Origin of the sequence: Subtercola lobariae (assembly GCF_014640255.1) — a bacterium.
In the GTDB taxonomy this organism is placed as follows: Bacteria; Actinomycetota; Actinomycetes; order Actinomycetales; family Microbacteriaceae; genus Subtercola; species Subtercola lobariae.
Genome location: NZ_BMGP01000004.1, coordinates 360,964 through 377,077 on the forward strand (window position 1 = coordinate 360,964; position 16,114 = coordinate 377,077).

Below are 16,114 nucleotides of genomic sequence, written 5' to 3' on the forward strand. Positions count from 1 at the left end.
GGGTGCCTCCTGTGCGGGGTGCGGATGGCTCTCATGGGCAGCGGCCGAGCGGATGAACACCGGTCGAAGGCTGACGATGCGCGCCGGCTCGACTGCGAGCCCTTCGCAGCCTACGCCTGTTGCACGGCGCTCGCGGCGGCCGGTGAAGCGCCGACTCGACGCGCAAGAAAGTCGTCGACCAGCGCCGCGAACTGCTCGGGCCGCTCGATCTGCGGCATGTGCCCGGTCTTCTCGAAGACATGGGTCTCTGCTTTCGGCAGCGCTTCGGCAGCAGCCGCCAAGTGGATGAACGGCAGCACATGATCGTGATCGCCCCACACCACGAGCGTGGGTATCTCGAGTCGGCGCAGCGCCCCGAGCAGTGACCGCCGCCACTCGGGCCGCACCCCCCGAATCGTGCCGAGGTCATGGGCGATGTCGAGCATCGTCGCCGCGTGCGAGCGCCGCCTAGAGAGGGCGAAGGAGTGGTCGATGCGGGCATCCGTCGCCAAGGTCTTGTCGTAGAACAGCGCCTGCACGGTGCGCGCCGAGTTGGCGCGGTTGGGCCGCATCAGCACGCGAGCGAGGGGTTTGACCGCGAGCAGCCGCAGCACAACAGTGACCTCGGGGCCGAACCCGGCGCTGTCGGCAAGCACGAGCGCCGAGACACGCTCGGGATGCGCGACCGCGAACGTCATGGCCACAGCCCCGCCGAGCGAGTTGCCCACCACGGGCACCGGTTCGGCGATGCCGACCGCGTCGAGAAACGCGGGCAGAATGCTGGCGAGCCGCGCAAGGGTGGCACGACCCGGCAGGCGAGTGGAGTACCCGAAGCCGGGCAGGTCGAGGCTCACCACGCGGTGCGTCGTCGAGAGCAGGTCGTGCTGCTCGGTGAAGTCATCGAGGCTCTGACCGATGCCGTGCACCATCAGAATCGGCGACCCGGTGCCCGTGCTGCGGTACCGCAGGTGAATGCCATCGACGGTGATGACGGCCGTGCCGGGCAAGTCGAGCGGATGCTCGCCGCTGCGGCCGAACCGCACGTCATCGGTGATGCTGCCGGCGCGCAGCAGACGAAAATCGCGCACGTAGTTCTGGTGAAGCCGCCAGGGCGAGCGCTCGCCCTGCTTCGGCAGCTCGCCCACGTCGCGCAGAATGTACCCGGCCTGAAGGTCGATCAGCGGTACGAGTTCGCCTGCCGAAACCGATGTCGGTGCCTGCGGCGTGACGTACTGGTAGTGGTGCCGGTCGAGGTATTTCAGCAGCCGGCAGACGTAGCGCGCCACGAGGTCGGCCTTCAGGGTCCACGACGCATTCGTGTAGCCGATGGTCAGCGAGAAGTTCGGCACCCCCGCGAGCATCATGCCCTTGTAGGTCAGGGTCTGCGAGACGTCGACCGGCGTGCCATCGACGCTCAGCGTCATCCCGCCCGTGACCAGCAGGTTCAGGCCAGTCGCGGTGACGATGACGTCGGCGTCGAGCGAAGCGCCAGAGGCGAGCTCGATGCCGGTGGGCGTGATGCGCTCGATACGGTCGGTCACGATGTCTGCGTTTCCCGCACTGATGGCCCGGTAGAGATCACCGTTCGGAATCGCGCAGAGCCGCTGGTCCCACGGCTCGTAAGCGGGAGCGAGATGCGTGTCGACGTCGAACCCGGCCGGCAGCTTGGCCACCGCCGACTTGCGCAGAATCGCCTTCATCGTTTCGGGGCGCCGACGGCTGAGCTGGTACGTGAACATCGAATAGCCGATGTTCTTCACTCTCACAATGTCGTACGCGAGCTGCGCAGGCAGCTTGCCTCGCAGACGATCGGCGATGTGGTCTCGCGACGGCACCGGCGCGATGTAGGTCGGCGAGCGCTGCAGCATCGTCACGTGCGCAGCGGTCTTCGCCATCGACGGCACAAGCGTGACCGCGGTGGCGCCGCTGCCCACCACCACGACGCGTTTGTCTGTGTAGTCGAGCTCGGCAGGCCAGTGCTGCGGATGCACGATCTCACCCTCGAACGACTCGGAACCCGCGATCGCAGGGCTGAACCCCTCGTCGTAGCGGTAGTAGCCCGAGCACACCGAGAGGAAGGAGCAGGTGAACGTGACGGTCTCGGCCGGCCGGGCATCCGGAGCCGCCGTGTACTCGCCACCCCCGGTGCGCACTGCCGTCACCGTCCAGAGTGCGGTCTCGGTCGACCACGCGGCGCTGATCACGCGGGTGTTCAGACGCAGCTGCTGCTCGAGGCCCTCGTCGGCGATGGTGTTCGTGATGTAGTCGCGAATGGAGTCGCCGTCGGCGACGGCTTTCGCGTCGGTCCAGGGTCGAAACGAGTAGCCGAGGGTGTACATGTCGGAGTCGGAGCGAATGCCCGGGTACCGAAAGAGGTCCCACGTGCCCCCGACCGCGCTGCGCGACTCGAGAATCGCGAACGATTTGGTGGGGCAGTCGCGCTTCAGGTGGCTGGCCGCGCCGATTCCGCTGAGGCCTGCACCCACGATCAACACATCAACGTGTTCTGTCATGTCGCTACTGTATCGACACCGTGTTGATTAAACCAACACACTGTCGAGTTTTGTCGCTACAGTGTCAGCATGGCTCAACGTTCGCGCCGCGCATCCCGCCCCTCGGGCGACGATCGACAAGCGGCAATTCTCAGCACAGCCGAACGGATGCTCGGCGAACGCCCGCTCGAAGACATCTCCATAGAAGAGCTCGCCACCGGCGCCGGCATCTCACGCCCCACCTTCTACTTCTACTTCTCGTCGAAAGACGACGTGCTGCTCGCGCTGCTCGACCAGGTCATCAGTCAGGTCGAGCACCGGGTCGCGGCGCTGCCGCGTGACTTCGATGTCGACCCGGAGGCGGCCTGGCGCCGCTCGATCGCCGTCTTCGTCGAGGTCTTCACCGAACATCGAGCGGTGTCGGCTGCCGCCATCACCGGGCGCGTGCGCAACGCAGAAGTTCACGATCTGTGGGCGAAATCGATGCAGACCTGGGTGGGGTACTCGACCGAGGTCATTCTCGCCGAGCGCGCCAGGGGGGCCGCGCCCGAGGGCGTCGACGCCGGGGAGTTGGCGACGGCACTGAACCTGATGAACGAGCGTGTGCTCGGCGCGGCGTTCACCGGCGAAACACCCGCCATCGATCACTCGCACGTGCTCGACGTTCTGTCGGGCATCTGGATTCGCAGCATCTACCAGTAGGTCGCGGCGCCAGTTAGTTCGCGGCCCGCCCTAGGCACGCAGCATCAGTCAGCACGAAGCATTACTCAGTACGAAGTTTCAATCAGTAAGGAGAATCACATGTCAGCCATCACGAAGGTCACCGTGCTGGGCACCGGAGTGCTCGGGTCTCAGATCGCATTTCAGGCCGCGTTTCACGGGTTCGAGGTCACGTCGTATGACGTCACTGATGACGCGCTCGAGAAGGCGAAAGCCCAGTTCGCTAAGCTCGCCGCGATCTACCAGGCCGACCCGGTGGTGGGAGCGAGTGCCCAGCAGGCCGAGGGTGCGCTGCAGAGCATCCACTTGTCTGCCGACCTCGGTGACGCCGTGGCCGATGCTGACCTCGTGATCGAGGCCGTGCCCGAACTGCTCGAGCTGAAGCGCGAGCTGTACACGAAACTCGCGACGCTCGCGCCCGCGAAAACCATTTTCGCCACGAACTCCTCAACCCTGCTGCCGAGCGACCTCAAGGAGTTCACCGGGCGCCCCGACCGCTTTCTGGCGCTGCACTACGCGAACCACGTGTGGCGGTCGAATACCGCCGAGATCATGGGCACGACCGACACCGACCCCGCCGTTTACGCCGCGGTGGTCGAGTTTGCGACCGGCAGCGGGCTGGTTCCCATCGAGATCAAGAAGGAGAAGGCCGGGTACGTGCTCAACTCGTTGCTCGTGCCGCTGATGAATGCGGCGGCTGGGCTGCTGGTCGATGGAATCGCCGACCCTGAGATGGTCGACAAGACGTGGCGCATCGGCACCGGCGCACCGCTCGGGCCCTTTCAGATCTACGACATCGTGGGGCTGACGACCGCGTACAACATCGCCTCGTCGAGCCCCGATAAGAAATCGCAGCAGTTCGCCGCGCTGCTGAAAGAGAACTACATCGACAAGGGCAAGCTCGGTACCTCCACCGGCGAGGGCTTCTACGCGTACTGAGGTCGGGCGCTTGCGGTTGCCCGTGCGTTCGGCACGAGCGCTGCGACGCACGGCACCGAATACCCTTCACGCTCTGCATTCAACGAAAGAAGCGAATCAATGACGATTTCAGAAACCACGGCCGCGGCATCCACTGCCCAGAACAGTGAAGTGGATGCCGCACCCGCCCAACCGGTCGAAGTGGATGCCGCACTCACCGGCCCCGGCTACGGCAGCCTCTCGGTCGCGGCCATACTCGCCGACACCGCCCACCGCCGCTCAGCCAGCCCCGCCATCTCGTGGGCCGGCGGCACCATCACCTGCGGTGAGCTCTGGAACGAGACCCGCGCCTACGCCGGAGCCCTGAAGGCGCGCGGAATCGGCCGGGGCGACCGAGTCGCGGTGCTCATTCCGAACGTTCCCGATTTTCCGCGGGTGTACTACGCGGTGCTCTCACTCGGAGCCGTGGTCGTGCCGATTCATCTGCTCTTTAAGAGCGAGGAGATCGGGTTTGTGCTGCGCGACAGCTCTGCCAAGCTGCTCATCGCCGCGGCGCCCGTGCTCGCCGAGGGTGCGAAGGCCGCCGGAGCGATGGGCGTACCCGTGCTTTCGGTGCTGCTGCCCGACGAGCTGACCGCGACGGTGCCGGTGCCGCGGCTCGAAGACGAAGCGCGCGCGGCCACGCCGATCGAGCGTTACGAGCCGATGAACCCGCTGGATGCGGCGACGATTCTCTACACCAGTGGCACGACCGGCCGGCCGAAGGGTGCAGTCGGCTCGCATCTCGCTCTGGTGGAGCAGGTGAATGTGGCTCTGGTCGATATGTTCGACCTGTCGAGTTCAGACGTGGTGTTCGGCGGCCTGCCGCTCTTTCACACCTTCGGGCAGACCTCGGTGATGAACATCTCCTTCCGCAGCGGTGCGTGCGTGCTGTTCTTACCCAAGTTCGACGGATCTGAGGCACTCGACCTGATGCAGAAGTTCGGCGCGACAGTGTTCACCGCCGTGCCGACCATGTTCATCGCGCTGCTGCAGGCCGCGGCATCCAATTCGGCCCGGCCTCCCCTGCGCTATGCGGTTTCGGGCGGATCTGCGCTGCCACTGGCGGTGCTCGAGGCGTTCTCGACGACGTTCGACGCCGAAGTTCACGAGGGTTATGGGCTCACCGAAACGTCGCCCGTCGTCACCTTCAACCACGTGGGCGAACCAGTGAAGCCGGGCACCGTCGGTCGGCCGATGTGGGGCGTCGAGGCCGAGATCGCCGACGCCGAACTCGAGGGCGAGATTCGGCTGCTGCCGCACGGTGAGCTGGGCGAGATCGTGGTGCGCGGGCACAATCTCTTCAAGGGGTACCTCGGCAACCCCGACGCCAGCGCGGCCGCCATGGTCGACGGCTGGTTTCGCACCGGAGACCTGGGCACGAAAGACGATGACGACTATCTGACCATCGTCGACCGCAAGAAAGACATGATTGTGCGAAACGGCTACAACGTGTACCCCAGCGAGGTCGAAGATGTCATCATGCGGCACCCCTCCATAGCGAACGTCGCCGTGTTCGGGCTACCGCACGAGACACACGGCCAAGAAGTGAACGCGGCCGTGGTGCTGAAGGCAGGAGCATCCGCTACCCCCGACGAGGTGATTGCGTTCGCACAGGAGCATCTGGCGGCGTACAAGTTTCCGCGCAGCGTGCACTTCGTCGCCGAACTGCCGCTGGGCGCGAGCGGAAAGGTGCTGAAGCGCCAGCTCGTGCTCGACTTCGCCGAGTAGCTCCGCGCGCGGTCGAGTCGTGGCTGGTGCGGTCGCATCGGGGCCGCGGCGACGGGAGTTACGTCGGAGCTGACGCGCTATGTCGACGCATTGCGGGCATCGGCGCCGAGCTCCGACCTAACTCCCACCCCGCGCCCACCCCTCAGATGCAGTTGCTCGAGAAGGTGATCGACTCGGCGGCGGCCTTGATGTTCGGCGCGATCGCGGGCGACGAGAGCGGATTCGACGAGAGCGGCGCCCCCGAGAACGTAGCGACAGCGCGCGACCCGGCCGCGTCGGCCGCACTGCCCGCGTCGGCCACACCGGCCACACTGCCCGCGCTGGCCACACTGCCCGCGTCGGCCACACTGCCCGCGTCGGCCGCGTCGGCTGTGCTCCAGAGCGTCACGCACTCGTGCGCGCCTGCGACGGCCGATCGGGAGAGCACGCCGTCGACGTCAGGCCAGGCTTGCCGAATGGCGCGCGCCCACGCCCTGGTTCGCGACTTCTTACCGAACGCGATCGACGAGCGAGCGCCCGCCTTGAGAAGCCAGTCGCCGCTGACATCCACGAGTTTCAACGGTCTGCTGAATTCGCAGAGCGTGATGTAGGGCGACCCGGTGTGAACGTCGACGAATCGAGTTGCCTGAAACACCTCGGCCAGACAGGTCACCACGTCGAAAGCGAGGTAGGCAGCGCCATGCTCAGGATGCTCGCCCTCAGGTAGCGGGTGAGCGTCCCATCGCGCCGAAGCGAGCGGGCCCCACGTGCGCACGCCGTTCCACGCTTGGGGGTATCGCCCGGCCGTGAAGTGGATGCGCCACAGCGGTTGCGCAGGCATCACCGTTCGAACGTCGGCGCCCAGCGCCACGAGAGCGGCCGGGGCCGGAGGGTCGAACGAGGGCATCCGCTCGCTCGCCGTCAAAGAACGGCTCCCTCGTTCAAGATCAGCCAGGTCAAGCCTGACCCGCTCAGGCCCAGCGGGCTCAGGATCGGCCAGTTCAGGGTCAGCCAGTTCAGAGGCCGCGCCCCACTTCGGCCGCCAACACTCTCACCTCTTCGGGGTCGCCACCGTCGAGCAGCCAGTCACGCGGGCTCACGGCGACCCCTCCGATCACCAGTTCTGACTGGGGAGTCTGAAAAAACCCCATCACCGAACGGGGATGCAGCCCCGGTTCGAACGCGCCCAGCACAGTAGCCAGCCCGGGCACGACGGCTGTGAGGTCGTTCACGAACTGCCAGCCCGGAAACCGGGTCTTGCCGTCGGCAACGAAGCCGTAGAGTTTACCCTCGGCCCGGTAGTGGCGAATGGTGGATGCCCGAAGACCCAGCTGATCGGCCACCTGCTCAGCGGTCAACGCCACCACGCTCGCGACTGCAACCTCGGTCAAGCTGCGTCGATCTGCCAGCCTGCCCAGTTCAACGCTTTCGGGAGTGCCCGCCACAGGAGTGCCGGAGTAGCGGTTCCACAACTGCTGCTCGGCCTCGCTCAGCGCCACCGTTGCGGCACCGCGTCGAGCACCGATCAGCAGCTCCATCGAAGCAACCACATCGTGCTCGCTCCAGGCCACGCCGCTGTCGGCCAGATAGTGCTGAAGAGTGAGTTCGGTAGTCGCGCTCGTCATGATTTTCTCCTCTGCCCACACTTTACCACAGTGGTATTTAGTGTGCGAGGAGTACGATAAAAGCACTGATAACGAACGGTGGCGTGGATGCCCGACCCTGACACGAACGAAGGCACTCCGTTTCGCGAGCTGAAGCCCGGTGATCGTTACGTCGCCCTCGGCAGTTCGTTCGGGGCCGGCCCCGGAATACCGCCTCGAGTAGAGGGGGCGCCACGGGCATCCGGTCGCTCGGCGAACAACTACGCGCACCTGCTGGCTGCGCGACTCGAGCTCGATCTTGACGATGTGACCTTCTCTGGCGCCACGGCAGCCGAGATGCTGGCCGCGGGCGGGCAGATCGAAGCGGTCACCGAGACGACGCGATTGGTGACGGTCACGGGAGGCGGCAATGACGTGGGGTACATTCCGGGTCTCGTCGCCGCGAGCGTGCCTCGATTCTTGAGGGTTCTGCCCTCGATTCGCCGAGGGCTGGCCGATACGAACGGCACGGGCCACTTGGATGAACGGTTCGACCAGCTCACACAGACCCTGACCTCGCTCGTGCGCGAGGTTCGGCGCCGGGCGCCCCACAGCATCATCGTTCTTGTCGATTACGTCACGCTGGTGCCCGCTGACGAGTCGATCGCCACGCCGCCGCTCAGTTCTGGGGCCGCGCACTGGGGCCGCACGATGGCGGCGCGCCTGGTGGAAGTGACCCGCGCGGTCGCCGCGGCCGAGGGGTGCCTGTACGCGGCGGCCTCCGATATCTCGGCGTCGCACCATGCATTTTCGGCTGAACCATGGTCGAAGCACTTTCACTATTCGCTGCGCGGTGGTGCGCCGTACCACCCCAATGCTGCCGGTATGGCTGCCATCGCGGCGCTGGTGGGCGACCAGCTGAACCGGCCATCTGTCTTGCCGGAGTAGGGTTATTCGGCGCTCGCGAACCCGAAAGAGACCATGACCGCCTACTTCGAACGACAGGATGAACACCGCTATCGGCCGACGGACGAGGCGGGTGGGGCGTGGAATCCGGGCGAGGTTCACTTCAGCCCGCTGGGCGGGTTGATCGTGCACGCCATCGATCGGCATCGCGCTGCCGAGCATCCCGCCGACGTCGACACCAAGCAACTGGCGCGCATCAGCTTCGACATTTTCGGGTTTCTGGCCAGCGACGACTGCACGATCAGCGTCGAGACCATTCGGCCGGGCCGCACCATCGAGCTCGTCGAGGCCACCGTGACGATCGGCGGCCGACCCGCCGTGCTCGCTCGCGCCTGGTTCATCGGCACCGTCGACACGACGTCGGTCGCGGGCGGGGAGCCTGCCCCGCTGCCCTCACCGGAGGCGATCAGCTCGTGGCCGCTCGCTGAGACCTGGTCGGGCGGATACGTGGCATCGCTCGATGTGCGGCCCATCGAACCACCGCGGCCCGGTCGCACCGTCGCCTGGCTCGGTACTTCAACTGAACTTGTGGCGGGCGAAACGGTGAGCGCTCACGCCTCGTTCATCGCGCTCGTCGACACCGCCAACGGAATCGCCGTACGCGAGGCCATCACAGAGTGGATGTTCCCGAACGTCGACCTGACCATTCATCTTTACCGGCAACCGGCGGGGCCCTGGGTGGGGCTCGACACCACCGTCACCTTCGGCGCTGCCGGGCACGGGCTCACCAGCACGGTGCTGCACGACACCCACGGTGCCGTCGGTCGCGCCGAGCAGATTCTCACCGTGCGCCCCCTCCCGCCTGCCCGCGAACGCTGATGCTTTGGTGCGACACCCGAGCACGGTGCGCAAAGGCACCTTCGACACGCGCCACAGGTGCTTTTGCGCAACCTGGATCGCGCCGCGACTGGTGGCGTGCGTCAGACTAGACCCATGAACCCGACCGAGAACTTCCGGGCCGCTCGCGATCTGCTGATCGAACACCGCACAGACGCGGCAGCGGCCACCGCGGCGTTCGACTGGCCCGACGTGGGGCCCCACTTCAACTGGGCGGTCGACTGGTTCGACGCCATCGCCATCGGCAACGAGCGGCTCGCCCTGCACATCGTCGAAGAAGACGGCAGCGAGACCACGATCACCTACGACACCATGCGATCCCGCTCTGACGAGGTGGCTGCGTGGCTCGCCGAGATCGGCGTGCAGCAGGGCGATCACGTGATGCTCATGCTGGGCAACCGGGTCGAGCTGTGGGAATCGATGCTTGCCATCATGAAGCTCGGCGCGGTCATCCTGCCGACCACCACACTTCTCTCGACGGTCGACCTCGACGACAGGCTCGTGCGGGGCGAAGTGAGCTATGTGATCGCCGACCTGGCCGAAGTCGACAAATTCGCCGGGCTCGACGGCGACTTCGGTCGCATCGCAGTGGGTGGCGCCCCCGACGGCCTGCCCGAGCGCATCGCCGACGACTGGTTCGACTACAACGACTCGCGAGACGGGTTCGGAATCTACCCCACGGCGGCCGTGAACACCGACGACCCGAGCCTCATTTACTTCACCTCGGGCACCACATCGAAGCCGAAAATGGTCGTGCACACCCAGGCGTCGTACCCCGTGGGGCATCTCTCGACGATGTACTGGCTGGGCGTCGGGCCACGTGATATTCATCTGGCGATCAGTTCGCCGGGCTGGGGCAAACACGCCTGGAGCCTGTTCTTCGCGCCCTGGAACGCCGAAGCGACCGTCTTCGTCTACAACTACGGCCGTTTCGACCCCGTTGCGCTGCGCGAACGCCTCGACGAGGCCCGCGTGACGACGTTCTGCGCACCTCCTACGGTGTGGCGGATGCTCATCCAATCCGACCTCGGCACGAAACCCCGCGCGCTGCACGAGGCCCTCTCGGCCGGCGAACCGCTGAACCCGGGCGTCATCGCGGCCGTCGAGCAGGCCTGGGGCCTCACCATTCGCGACGGCTACGGTCAGACCGAAACCACCGCGCTCATCGCGAACCCGCCCGGTGCGCCGATCGTGCCCGGGTCTCTGGGCCGAGCCCTTCCCGGGGTGGTAGTCGCCATCGTCGACCCGCTGACCGGCGAGCCCGCCTCAACCGGCGAAATCTGTCTCGACCTCTCGGTAGAGCCACTGAACCTCATGTCGGGCTACCTGAACGACGACGACCGAACGACGTCTGCCCGTTCAGGCGGTTACTTTCACACCGGTGACGTCGCAGAGCGCGCCGCAGACGGCACAATCACCTTCATCGGCCGCACCGACGACATCTTCAAATCGTCTGACTTCAAGATCTCACCGTTCGAGGTCGAGAGCGTGCTGCTGCAGCATCCCGCCGTCGCTGAGTCTGCCGTCGTGCCGGCTCCGGATGCCACGCGGCTCTCCGTCGTGAAGGCCTACATTGCGCTGGCCGATGGATGGTCGGCAGACGAATCGACCGCGCAGGCGATCTTCGCGCACTCGCACGCCGAACTCTCTGCGTTCGAGCGCGTGCGCCGCATCGAGTTCTTCGACCTGCCAAAAACCATCTCGGGCAAAATCCGTCGAGTCGAGTTGCGTGAGCGCGAGGAGGCGGCCTTCGACCGCGGAGAGCACATCACCACAGAGTGGCGGCACTGACTCGCCCCACTCACCCGCCGACCCCGCCTACGCGGAGGCGATGCTGCTGCCGCGCAAGCCCCGCCGTCGTCGTGAGTTGCACGACCAGCTGCAACGGCAGCGAAGTGCGCAGAGGCTCCTCAACGCGACGTCGAGGCAGACCGGAATCGTCGACACACGCCCAGAACTCGTCAGACGAAACGTCGAGCTGATCGCGCAGAATCGCTCCCCAGATCGACGCTCCATACGTCGTACGATCGACCGGCCGCGAGATACCAGTACGCAAAATTCGCCCGTCTCTGAGCGAGAGTTCGAGAGCTCGAGAGCTCGACGACCTGCACGAGCGCCCAGTTCTCGCGGTGGTTCGGGGCCGCTTGTAAGCGGTCTCCCCAAGCGTCAGCGTATTCACGCAGTGCCGCGATCAAATCGGCGAACCGATTCCTCGTGTCAAGTACGTCATGTACGTGGTCGCGAAGGGAGATCCGAAAGTCTGAGACGTGTCGACATGAGGAGATTAAGGTTGTAATGTCATTACATTAGACAGGATCCGCCAGCGCACGCTCCGGTCAGCTCGATCTCAACGGAGAGGTTCACCCTCATGTCAGTACCCTCACTCACCGGAGCCGTCGGGCTTGGCGTCGGCGGGGCGCATCGCGGCTACCTCGTCAAGCTCACCATCATCTCCACGCTCGGCGGCCTGCTCTTCGGCTACGACACCGGCGTGATCTCGGGCGCGCTGCTGTACATGAAAGACGCCCTGCAGATGGATTCGCTGCAAGAGGCACTCGTCGTGTCGGCCCTGCTCTTTCCGGGCGCAGCCGGCGGCGCCCTGATCGGCGGCAGGCTGGCCGACAAGCTCGGTCGACGCGGCACACTGATCGCCTGCGCCATCACCTTCCTCATCGGCGCGCTGGGTTGCGCACTCGCGCCCACCGTAGGAATCATGATCATCGCGCGAATCGTGCTCGGCCTCGGTGTCGGAGCGGCAGCGGTCACCTGCCCGTTGTACCTCGCCGAAATGGCGCCAACCCACCTCCGCGGCCGCATGGTCACCATTAACGAACTCATGATCGTCACCGGCCAACTGCTCGCCTTCGCCATCAATGCCGCCCTCGACGCGCTCATCCACGACCCGTCGGTCTGGCGCGTCATGCTCGGCGTTGCGACCATCCCCGCGATCGCCCTGCTGATCGGCATGCTCGTTCTGCCCGAATCTCCGAGATTCCTCGCCATCAAAGAGCGCTTCGCTCATGCCCGAGAGGTGCTCGAGTTAAGCCGCCCCGCAGACGAAGCCGAGCGCGAATTCAACGAGATCGTACGCGGCTCGAAAGAGGCTGAGCGCGAAAAGGGCCAGGCCTGGCGCGACCTCAAGAACAACCGCTGGATGCGCCGCCTGCTCTACGTGGGCTGCGGGCTCGCCATTGTTCAGCAAGCCACGGGCATCAACACCGTGAACTACTACGCCCCGACCATCCTCGAATCGAGCGGACTCGGCGTCAGCGCGGCGCTCGTCGCCACGATCGGTGTCGGTGCGACGAGCGTCGTCACGACCATCCTGGGCATCTGGCTGCTCGGTTTTGTCGGGCGCAAGAAGATGCTCATCATCGGGTTCTCGGGGGTCGTGGGCGCGCAGGCGTTACTCGCCTTGGCCTTCACACTGCCCCAATCGGATGCCGTGAGCTACCTTATTCTCGCCTGCATGATGTTGTTCGTCGCCTTCGTTCAGTGCTTCATCGGCACCTGTGTGTGGCTGCTGCTATCTGAGATCTTTCCGCTGGCCATTCGCGGTTTCGCGATGGGCATCGCGGTCTTCGTGCTCTGGACGGTCAATGCCGCCATCTCCTTCGCCTTCCCCATCGTGAACGGTGCGCTGGGTTCGACCGGCACCTTCTCGCTCTTCGTGCTGATCAACATCATCTCGCTGATCTTCGTGGCGCGAACCGTACCCGAGACGAAGGGGCGTTCACTCGAAGAGATCGAGAACGACTTCCGTACGCAAGCGCTCACCACCATCACCGTCGAGCCCGCCGGCCGGCGCTGAAGTGAGATCAAGCCCGCGCGGCAGGCACCGCGAGTTCGCCGGTCAGGTATTGGGCGAGACCGAAACCGAACGACACCTTGCGAAGGAGAAGTCTCATGAAACTCGGCGTCTACAACGCGATCTTGCACGACCGCAGCCTGTCCGAGGCGCTCACGGTGATCGCCGATCTCGGCCTCACCGGCATCGAACTCAACAGCGGCGGGTTCTTACCCGCGACGCACATTCCGACCTTCGACGACATCCTCGTCTCCAACACCGCGCGTGACGACTTCCTCGGGCTCTTCGAGGGCACCGGGGTGAGCATCGCCGGCCTCAACTGCAACGGAAACCCGCTGCACCCCAACCCCGTGATCGGCGACAAGCACGCCGAAGACGTTCGACGCTGCATCCGGCTCGCCCATCGGCTCGGCCAGCATCGTGTGGTCACCATGTCGGGGCTGCCTGGTGGCGAGCCCGGCGTCACCCAACCGACCTGGATCGTCAACGCCTGGAACTCGGCCGCCCTCGACGTGCTCGACTACCAATGGGGCGTTGCCGCCGAATTCTGGCGAGAGACCGACCGCCTTGCGACCGACCACGATGTCAAGCTCGCCCTCGAACTGCACCCGCAGAACATCGTCTTCAACCCCGCCGATATTCTCAAGCTCGTCGAACTGACCGGCGCCACGAACGTCGGGGTCGAGCTCGACGCGTCGCACCTGTTCTGGCAGCAGATGGACCCGGTGGCGGTCATCCGGCATCTCGGCCCCCTCATTTTTCATGCGGCGGCGAAGGATGTTCGCATCAACCCTGAGACTGCGGCGCTGTACGGCGTGCTCGACAACCGCTTTCGCCGGCTCTCCTCCGACGAGCCGCGCACGAACCTCGGCGACGACGAGTGGGCTAACGAGTGGCCGAAGCCCGCCGCGTGGGACTTCGTGGCGCTCGGCAAGGGCCACGACGTGGCCTACTGGACAGAGTTTCTGCGCGCCCTACACGAAGTAGACCCCGACATGCTCGTCAACATCGAGCACGAAGACGTTGAGCTCGGCCGCATCGAGGGCCTCGAGGTCGCCGCAGCCGTGCTGCTCGAGGCCGACGCGGCTCTCGCCGCCTCTCTCGCCCCGGCATCCGTGCGCTGAGCCGCCGCAAAACAACGGCGGATTCGCAGGGGTAACGCTCCCCGCGGCCCAGCCCCCGTGGCGGCGGGGCAAGCCCGTCGCGTCAGCGTCAGCGCGCCTGGGGCCGCGGGGTTCCCGTAGATGCGGTCGTGCCGCCGTCGACGGGCAGGATAATGCCCGTGATGTACGCGGCGTCGGGGCTCGCGAGAAAGAGGGCGGCGCGGGCGACGTCGTCAGGGGTGGCCGGTCGGTCGAGCGCCAGCCGATCGCGCAGCGCCGACCAGAAGACCGGGTCGTCGAGTCGCTCTTGCGTCTGCCTCGTTGCCGTGAATGCGGGTGCGATCGCGTTGACGCGCACACCATCGCGCCCGAGGTCGAGCGCGAGACTCTGCACGAGGGTGTTCACCGCGCCCTTGGTGGCGTTATAGCCCACTTGGCGCCAGTCGCCGCCGAGCCCACCGACAGACGAGATCGCGGTCAACGACCCGCGCGTTTCACGCAGCCACGGCACGGATGCCCGCGCAAGGTAGATCAGGCCGTCGAGGTTGATCGAGCGCATTCGCTGCCACGATTCGTCGGTCAATTCGTCGATGGTTCCGGGCTCCGATAGGCCGGCGTTCGCGACCACGGTGTCGAGGGCGCCCCACGCCTCCGCGACAGCCGTCACCGCCGACTCGACGTCGGCGCGCACAGCCATGTCGCCCTCGACGACGAGAGTGGAATCATCGGGAAACTCCGCGACGGTCTCGCGCAGCGCAGCTGTGTGCCGTCCGGTTACCGCGACCCGCGCACCCTGCTCGAGAAACGCCCGTGCGATGGCGCGACCGATGCCCGATCCACCGCCCGTGACGAGCACTCGCGCACCGTCGTAGGGATACCGCGCCCAGGCGATCACGCCGCAGAGCCGATCACGCCGTACGCCCCGGTCGCGGCATCCGTCATTCCCCGCAACCAACCCGCGCGACTGACCCGCGCCCGAGAGAAGCCGTTTCGAACGAGAGAAGGTGGCGCGCCGGCTTCTCTCGTCTGCAACACCATCTCTCGCTCGGGTCGCGGGGAGTGCACGGGTGCCACGATCAGCTCGCGACCAAGGCGCGAAGGCGCTGCAGCTGAAAGCGCGACACCTCGTCGGCCGTCTCATCTTCGGCGAAGACGTTCGACACGATGAGCGCGTCGGGGCGATCGAGATAGCCTGACGCCCGCAGCAACCCGAAGAGCGCCTCGAAATCCACGTCACCATCGCCGATGCGCAGGTGCTGGTGCACGCGCGCCGCGTTTCCGGGCGGGTTCGAGATGTACCGCAGCCCGTGTGAACGGTGGTGGTCGAACGTATCGGCCGTGTACACCGTGCCCAGACGATCGCCGAGCTCCGGGATGAGCGTTGCCGCCCGATCGCCGTAGTGAAAGGTATGCGACGCCACGTACACGAACCCGATCGCGGCAGAGTTGAGCCCGCGCAGCACTCGCCACGCCTCGAGCCCGTCTTCGACGAAATCGTCGGGATGCGGGTCGAAGTTCAGCCGCAGACCTTCTGATTCGATCGACGGCAGCAGATCATCCATCGAGCGGTAAAACGCCGCCTCAGACTCCTCCGACAGCTCGGGTCGCCCCGAGAACTCCGAGTTGATGATTCCTACTTCGAGCTCGACGGCGAGTTGGATGACTCGGCGAAAGTTCTTCACAGCGGTGACTCGAAGCGCCTCATCGGGCGACGAAAGCCGCTGCACGGGCAAGATCGCCGGTATCGAAACCCCCGCGTCGGCCGCCGCCTTCTTGAGCTTCGCAACGAGGCCGTCATCGGCTTTCGGATACCGAAAAAACGGGCTGAAGTCGGGGTGCGGAGTCAGCTGCAGATGCTCGTAACCGAGCCGAGCCGCAACGTCAGGAAAGTCGAGCAGTCCGAAATCGTGGTGATACGGGGTGGGGTCGAGGGCGATGCGCACCATGGGTGACTCCTTC

14 protein-coding genes are annotated in these 16,114 nt (G+C 65.7%); 8 read left to right on the forward strand and 6 right to left on the reverse strand.

Annotated features, from left to right (window positions below; translation table 11 throughout):
- Positions 1–110: 110 nt before the first annotated feature.
- Positions 111–2,492 (reverse strand): alpha/beta fold hydrolase, encoded by a 2,382-nt coding sequence (locus IEX24_RS12695; RefSeq protein WP_188678837.1) that lies wholly within the window; start codon positions 2,490–2,492, stop codon positions 111–113.
- Positions 2,493–2,561: 69 nt separating this feature from the next.
- Between IEX24_RS12695 and IEX24_RS12700 the strand changes: the two genes are divergently transcribed.
- The 3 genes from IEX24_RS12700 to IEX24_RS12710 all read left to right on the forward strand — a co-directional run bounded on the left by IEX24_RS12700 (position 2,562) and on the right by IEX24_RS12710 (position 5,879).
- Positions 2,562–3,173: a TetR/AcrR family transcriptional regulator gene (locus tag IEX24_RS12700; protein WP_188678839.1), complete on the forward strand. Its 612-nt coding sequence runs from the start codon at positions 2,562–2,564 to the stop codon at positions 3,171–3,173.
- A 99-nt stretch (positions 3,174–3,272) separates the two neighbouring features.
- Positions 3,273–4,130: a 3-hydroxyacyl-CoA dehydrogenase gene (locus IEX24_RS12705; RefSeq protein WP_188678841.1), complete on the forward strand. Its 858-nt coding sequence runs from the start codon at positions 3,273–3,275 to the stop codon at positions 4,128–4,130.
- Positions 4,131–4,229: 99 nt separating this feature from the next.
- Positions 4,230–5,879 (forward strand): long-chain-fatty-acid--CoA ligase, encoded by a 1,650-nt coding sequence (locus IEX24_RS12710; protein WP_188678843.1) that lies wholly within the window; start codon positions 4,230–4,232, stop codon positions 5,877–5,879.
- 142 nt (positions 5,880–6,021) lie between these two features.
- On the opposite strand, the gene IEX24_RS12715 is transcribed toward IEX24_RS12710, so the two are convergent.
- On the reverse strand, positions 6,022–6,783 hold the full coding sequence (locus IEX24_RS12715) for an RES family NAD+ phosphorylase (protein WP_188678845.1): 762 nt from the start codon (positions 6,781–6,783) through the stop codon (positions 6,022–6,024).
- A 91-nt stretch (positions 6,784–6,874) separates the two neighbouring features.
- Positions 6,875–7,483 (reverse strand): helix-turn-helix domain-containing protein, encoded by a 609-nt coding sequence (locus tag IEX24_RS12720; protein ID WP_188678847.1) that lies wholly within the window; start codon positions 7,481–7,483, stop codon positions 6,875–6,877.
- Between the two features lie 87 nt (positions 7,484–7,570).
- On the opposite strand from IEX24_RS12720, the gene IEX24_RS12725 reads away from it, so the two are divergent.
- From IEX24_RS12725 to IEX24_RS12735, 3 genes are all read left to right on the forward strand, one after another.
- Entirely contained in the window at positions 7,571–8,389 is an 819-nt protein-coding gene (locus IEX24_RS12725) for an SGNH/GDSL hydrolase family protein (protein WP_188678849.1), read from the forward strand.
- Positions 8,390–8,422: 33 nt separating this feature from the next.
- Positions 8,423–9,226: a thioesterase family protein gene (locus IEX24_RS12730; RefSeq protein ID WP_188678851.1), complete on the forward strand. Its 804-nt coding sequence runs from the start codon at positions 8,423–8,425 to the stop codon at positions 9,224–9,226.
- 114 nt (positions 9,227–9,340) lie between these two features.
- Entirely contained in the window at positions 9,341–11,035 is a 1,695-nt protein-coding gene (locus IEX24_RS12735) for an AMP-binding protein (protein ID WP_188678853.1), read from the forward strand.
- A 10-nt stretch (positions 11,036–11,045) separates the two neighbouring features.
- On the opposite strand, the gene IEX24_RS19625 is transcribed toward IEX24_RS12735, so the two are convergent.
- Positions 11,046–11,300: a hypothetical protein gene (locus IEX24_RS19625; RefSeq protein WP_203586004.1), complete on the reverse strand. Its 255-nt coding sequence runs from the start codon at positions 11,298–11,300 to the stop codon at positions 11,046–11,048.
- 312 nt (positions 11,301–11,612) lie between these two features.
- On the opposite strand from IEX24_RS19625, the gene IEX24_RS12745 reads away from it, so the two are divergent.
- On the forward strand, positions 11,613–13,055 hold the full coding sequence (locus IEX24_RS12745) for a sugar porter family MFS transporter (RefSeq protein WP_188678855.1): 1,443 nt from the start codon (positions 11,613–11,615) through the stop codon (positions 13,053–13,055).
- 95 nt (positions 13,056–13,150) lie between these two features.
- A complete protein-coding gene (locus tag IEX24_RS12750) occupies positions 13,151–14,176 on the forward strand; it encodes a sugar phosphate isomerase/epimerase family protein (RefSeq protein ID WP_188678857.1) in 1,026 nt (341 codons plus the stop codon).
- Positions 14,177–14,264: 88 nt separating this feature from the next.
- Here the strand turns inward: IEX24_RS12750 and IEX24_RS12755 are convergent, their stop codons facing one another.
- Together IEX24_RS12755 and IEX24_RS12760 are read right to left on the reverse strand one after the other, a co-directional pair.
- Positions 14,265–15,050 (reverse strand): SDR family NAD(P)-dependent oxidoreductase, encoded by a 786-nt coding sequence (locus IEX24_RS12755; RefSeq protein WP_203586005.1) that lies wholly within the window; start codon positions 15,048–15,050, stop codon positions 14,265–14,267.
- Between the two features lie 181 nt (positions 15,051–15,231).
- Positions 15,232–16,101, reverse strand: a complete 870-nt coding sequence (locus tag IEX24_RS12760; RefSeq protein WP_188678861.1) for a sugar phosphate isomerase/epimerase family protein — start codon at positions 16,099–16,101, stop codon at positions 15,232–15,234.
- Positions 16,102–16,114: the final 13 nt, after the last annotated feature.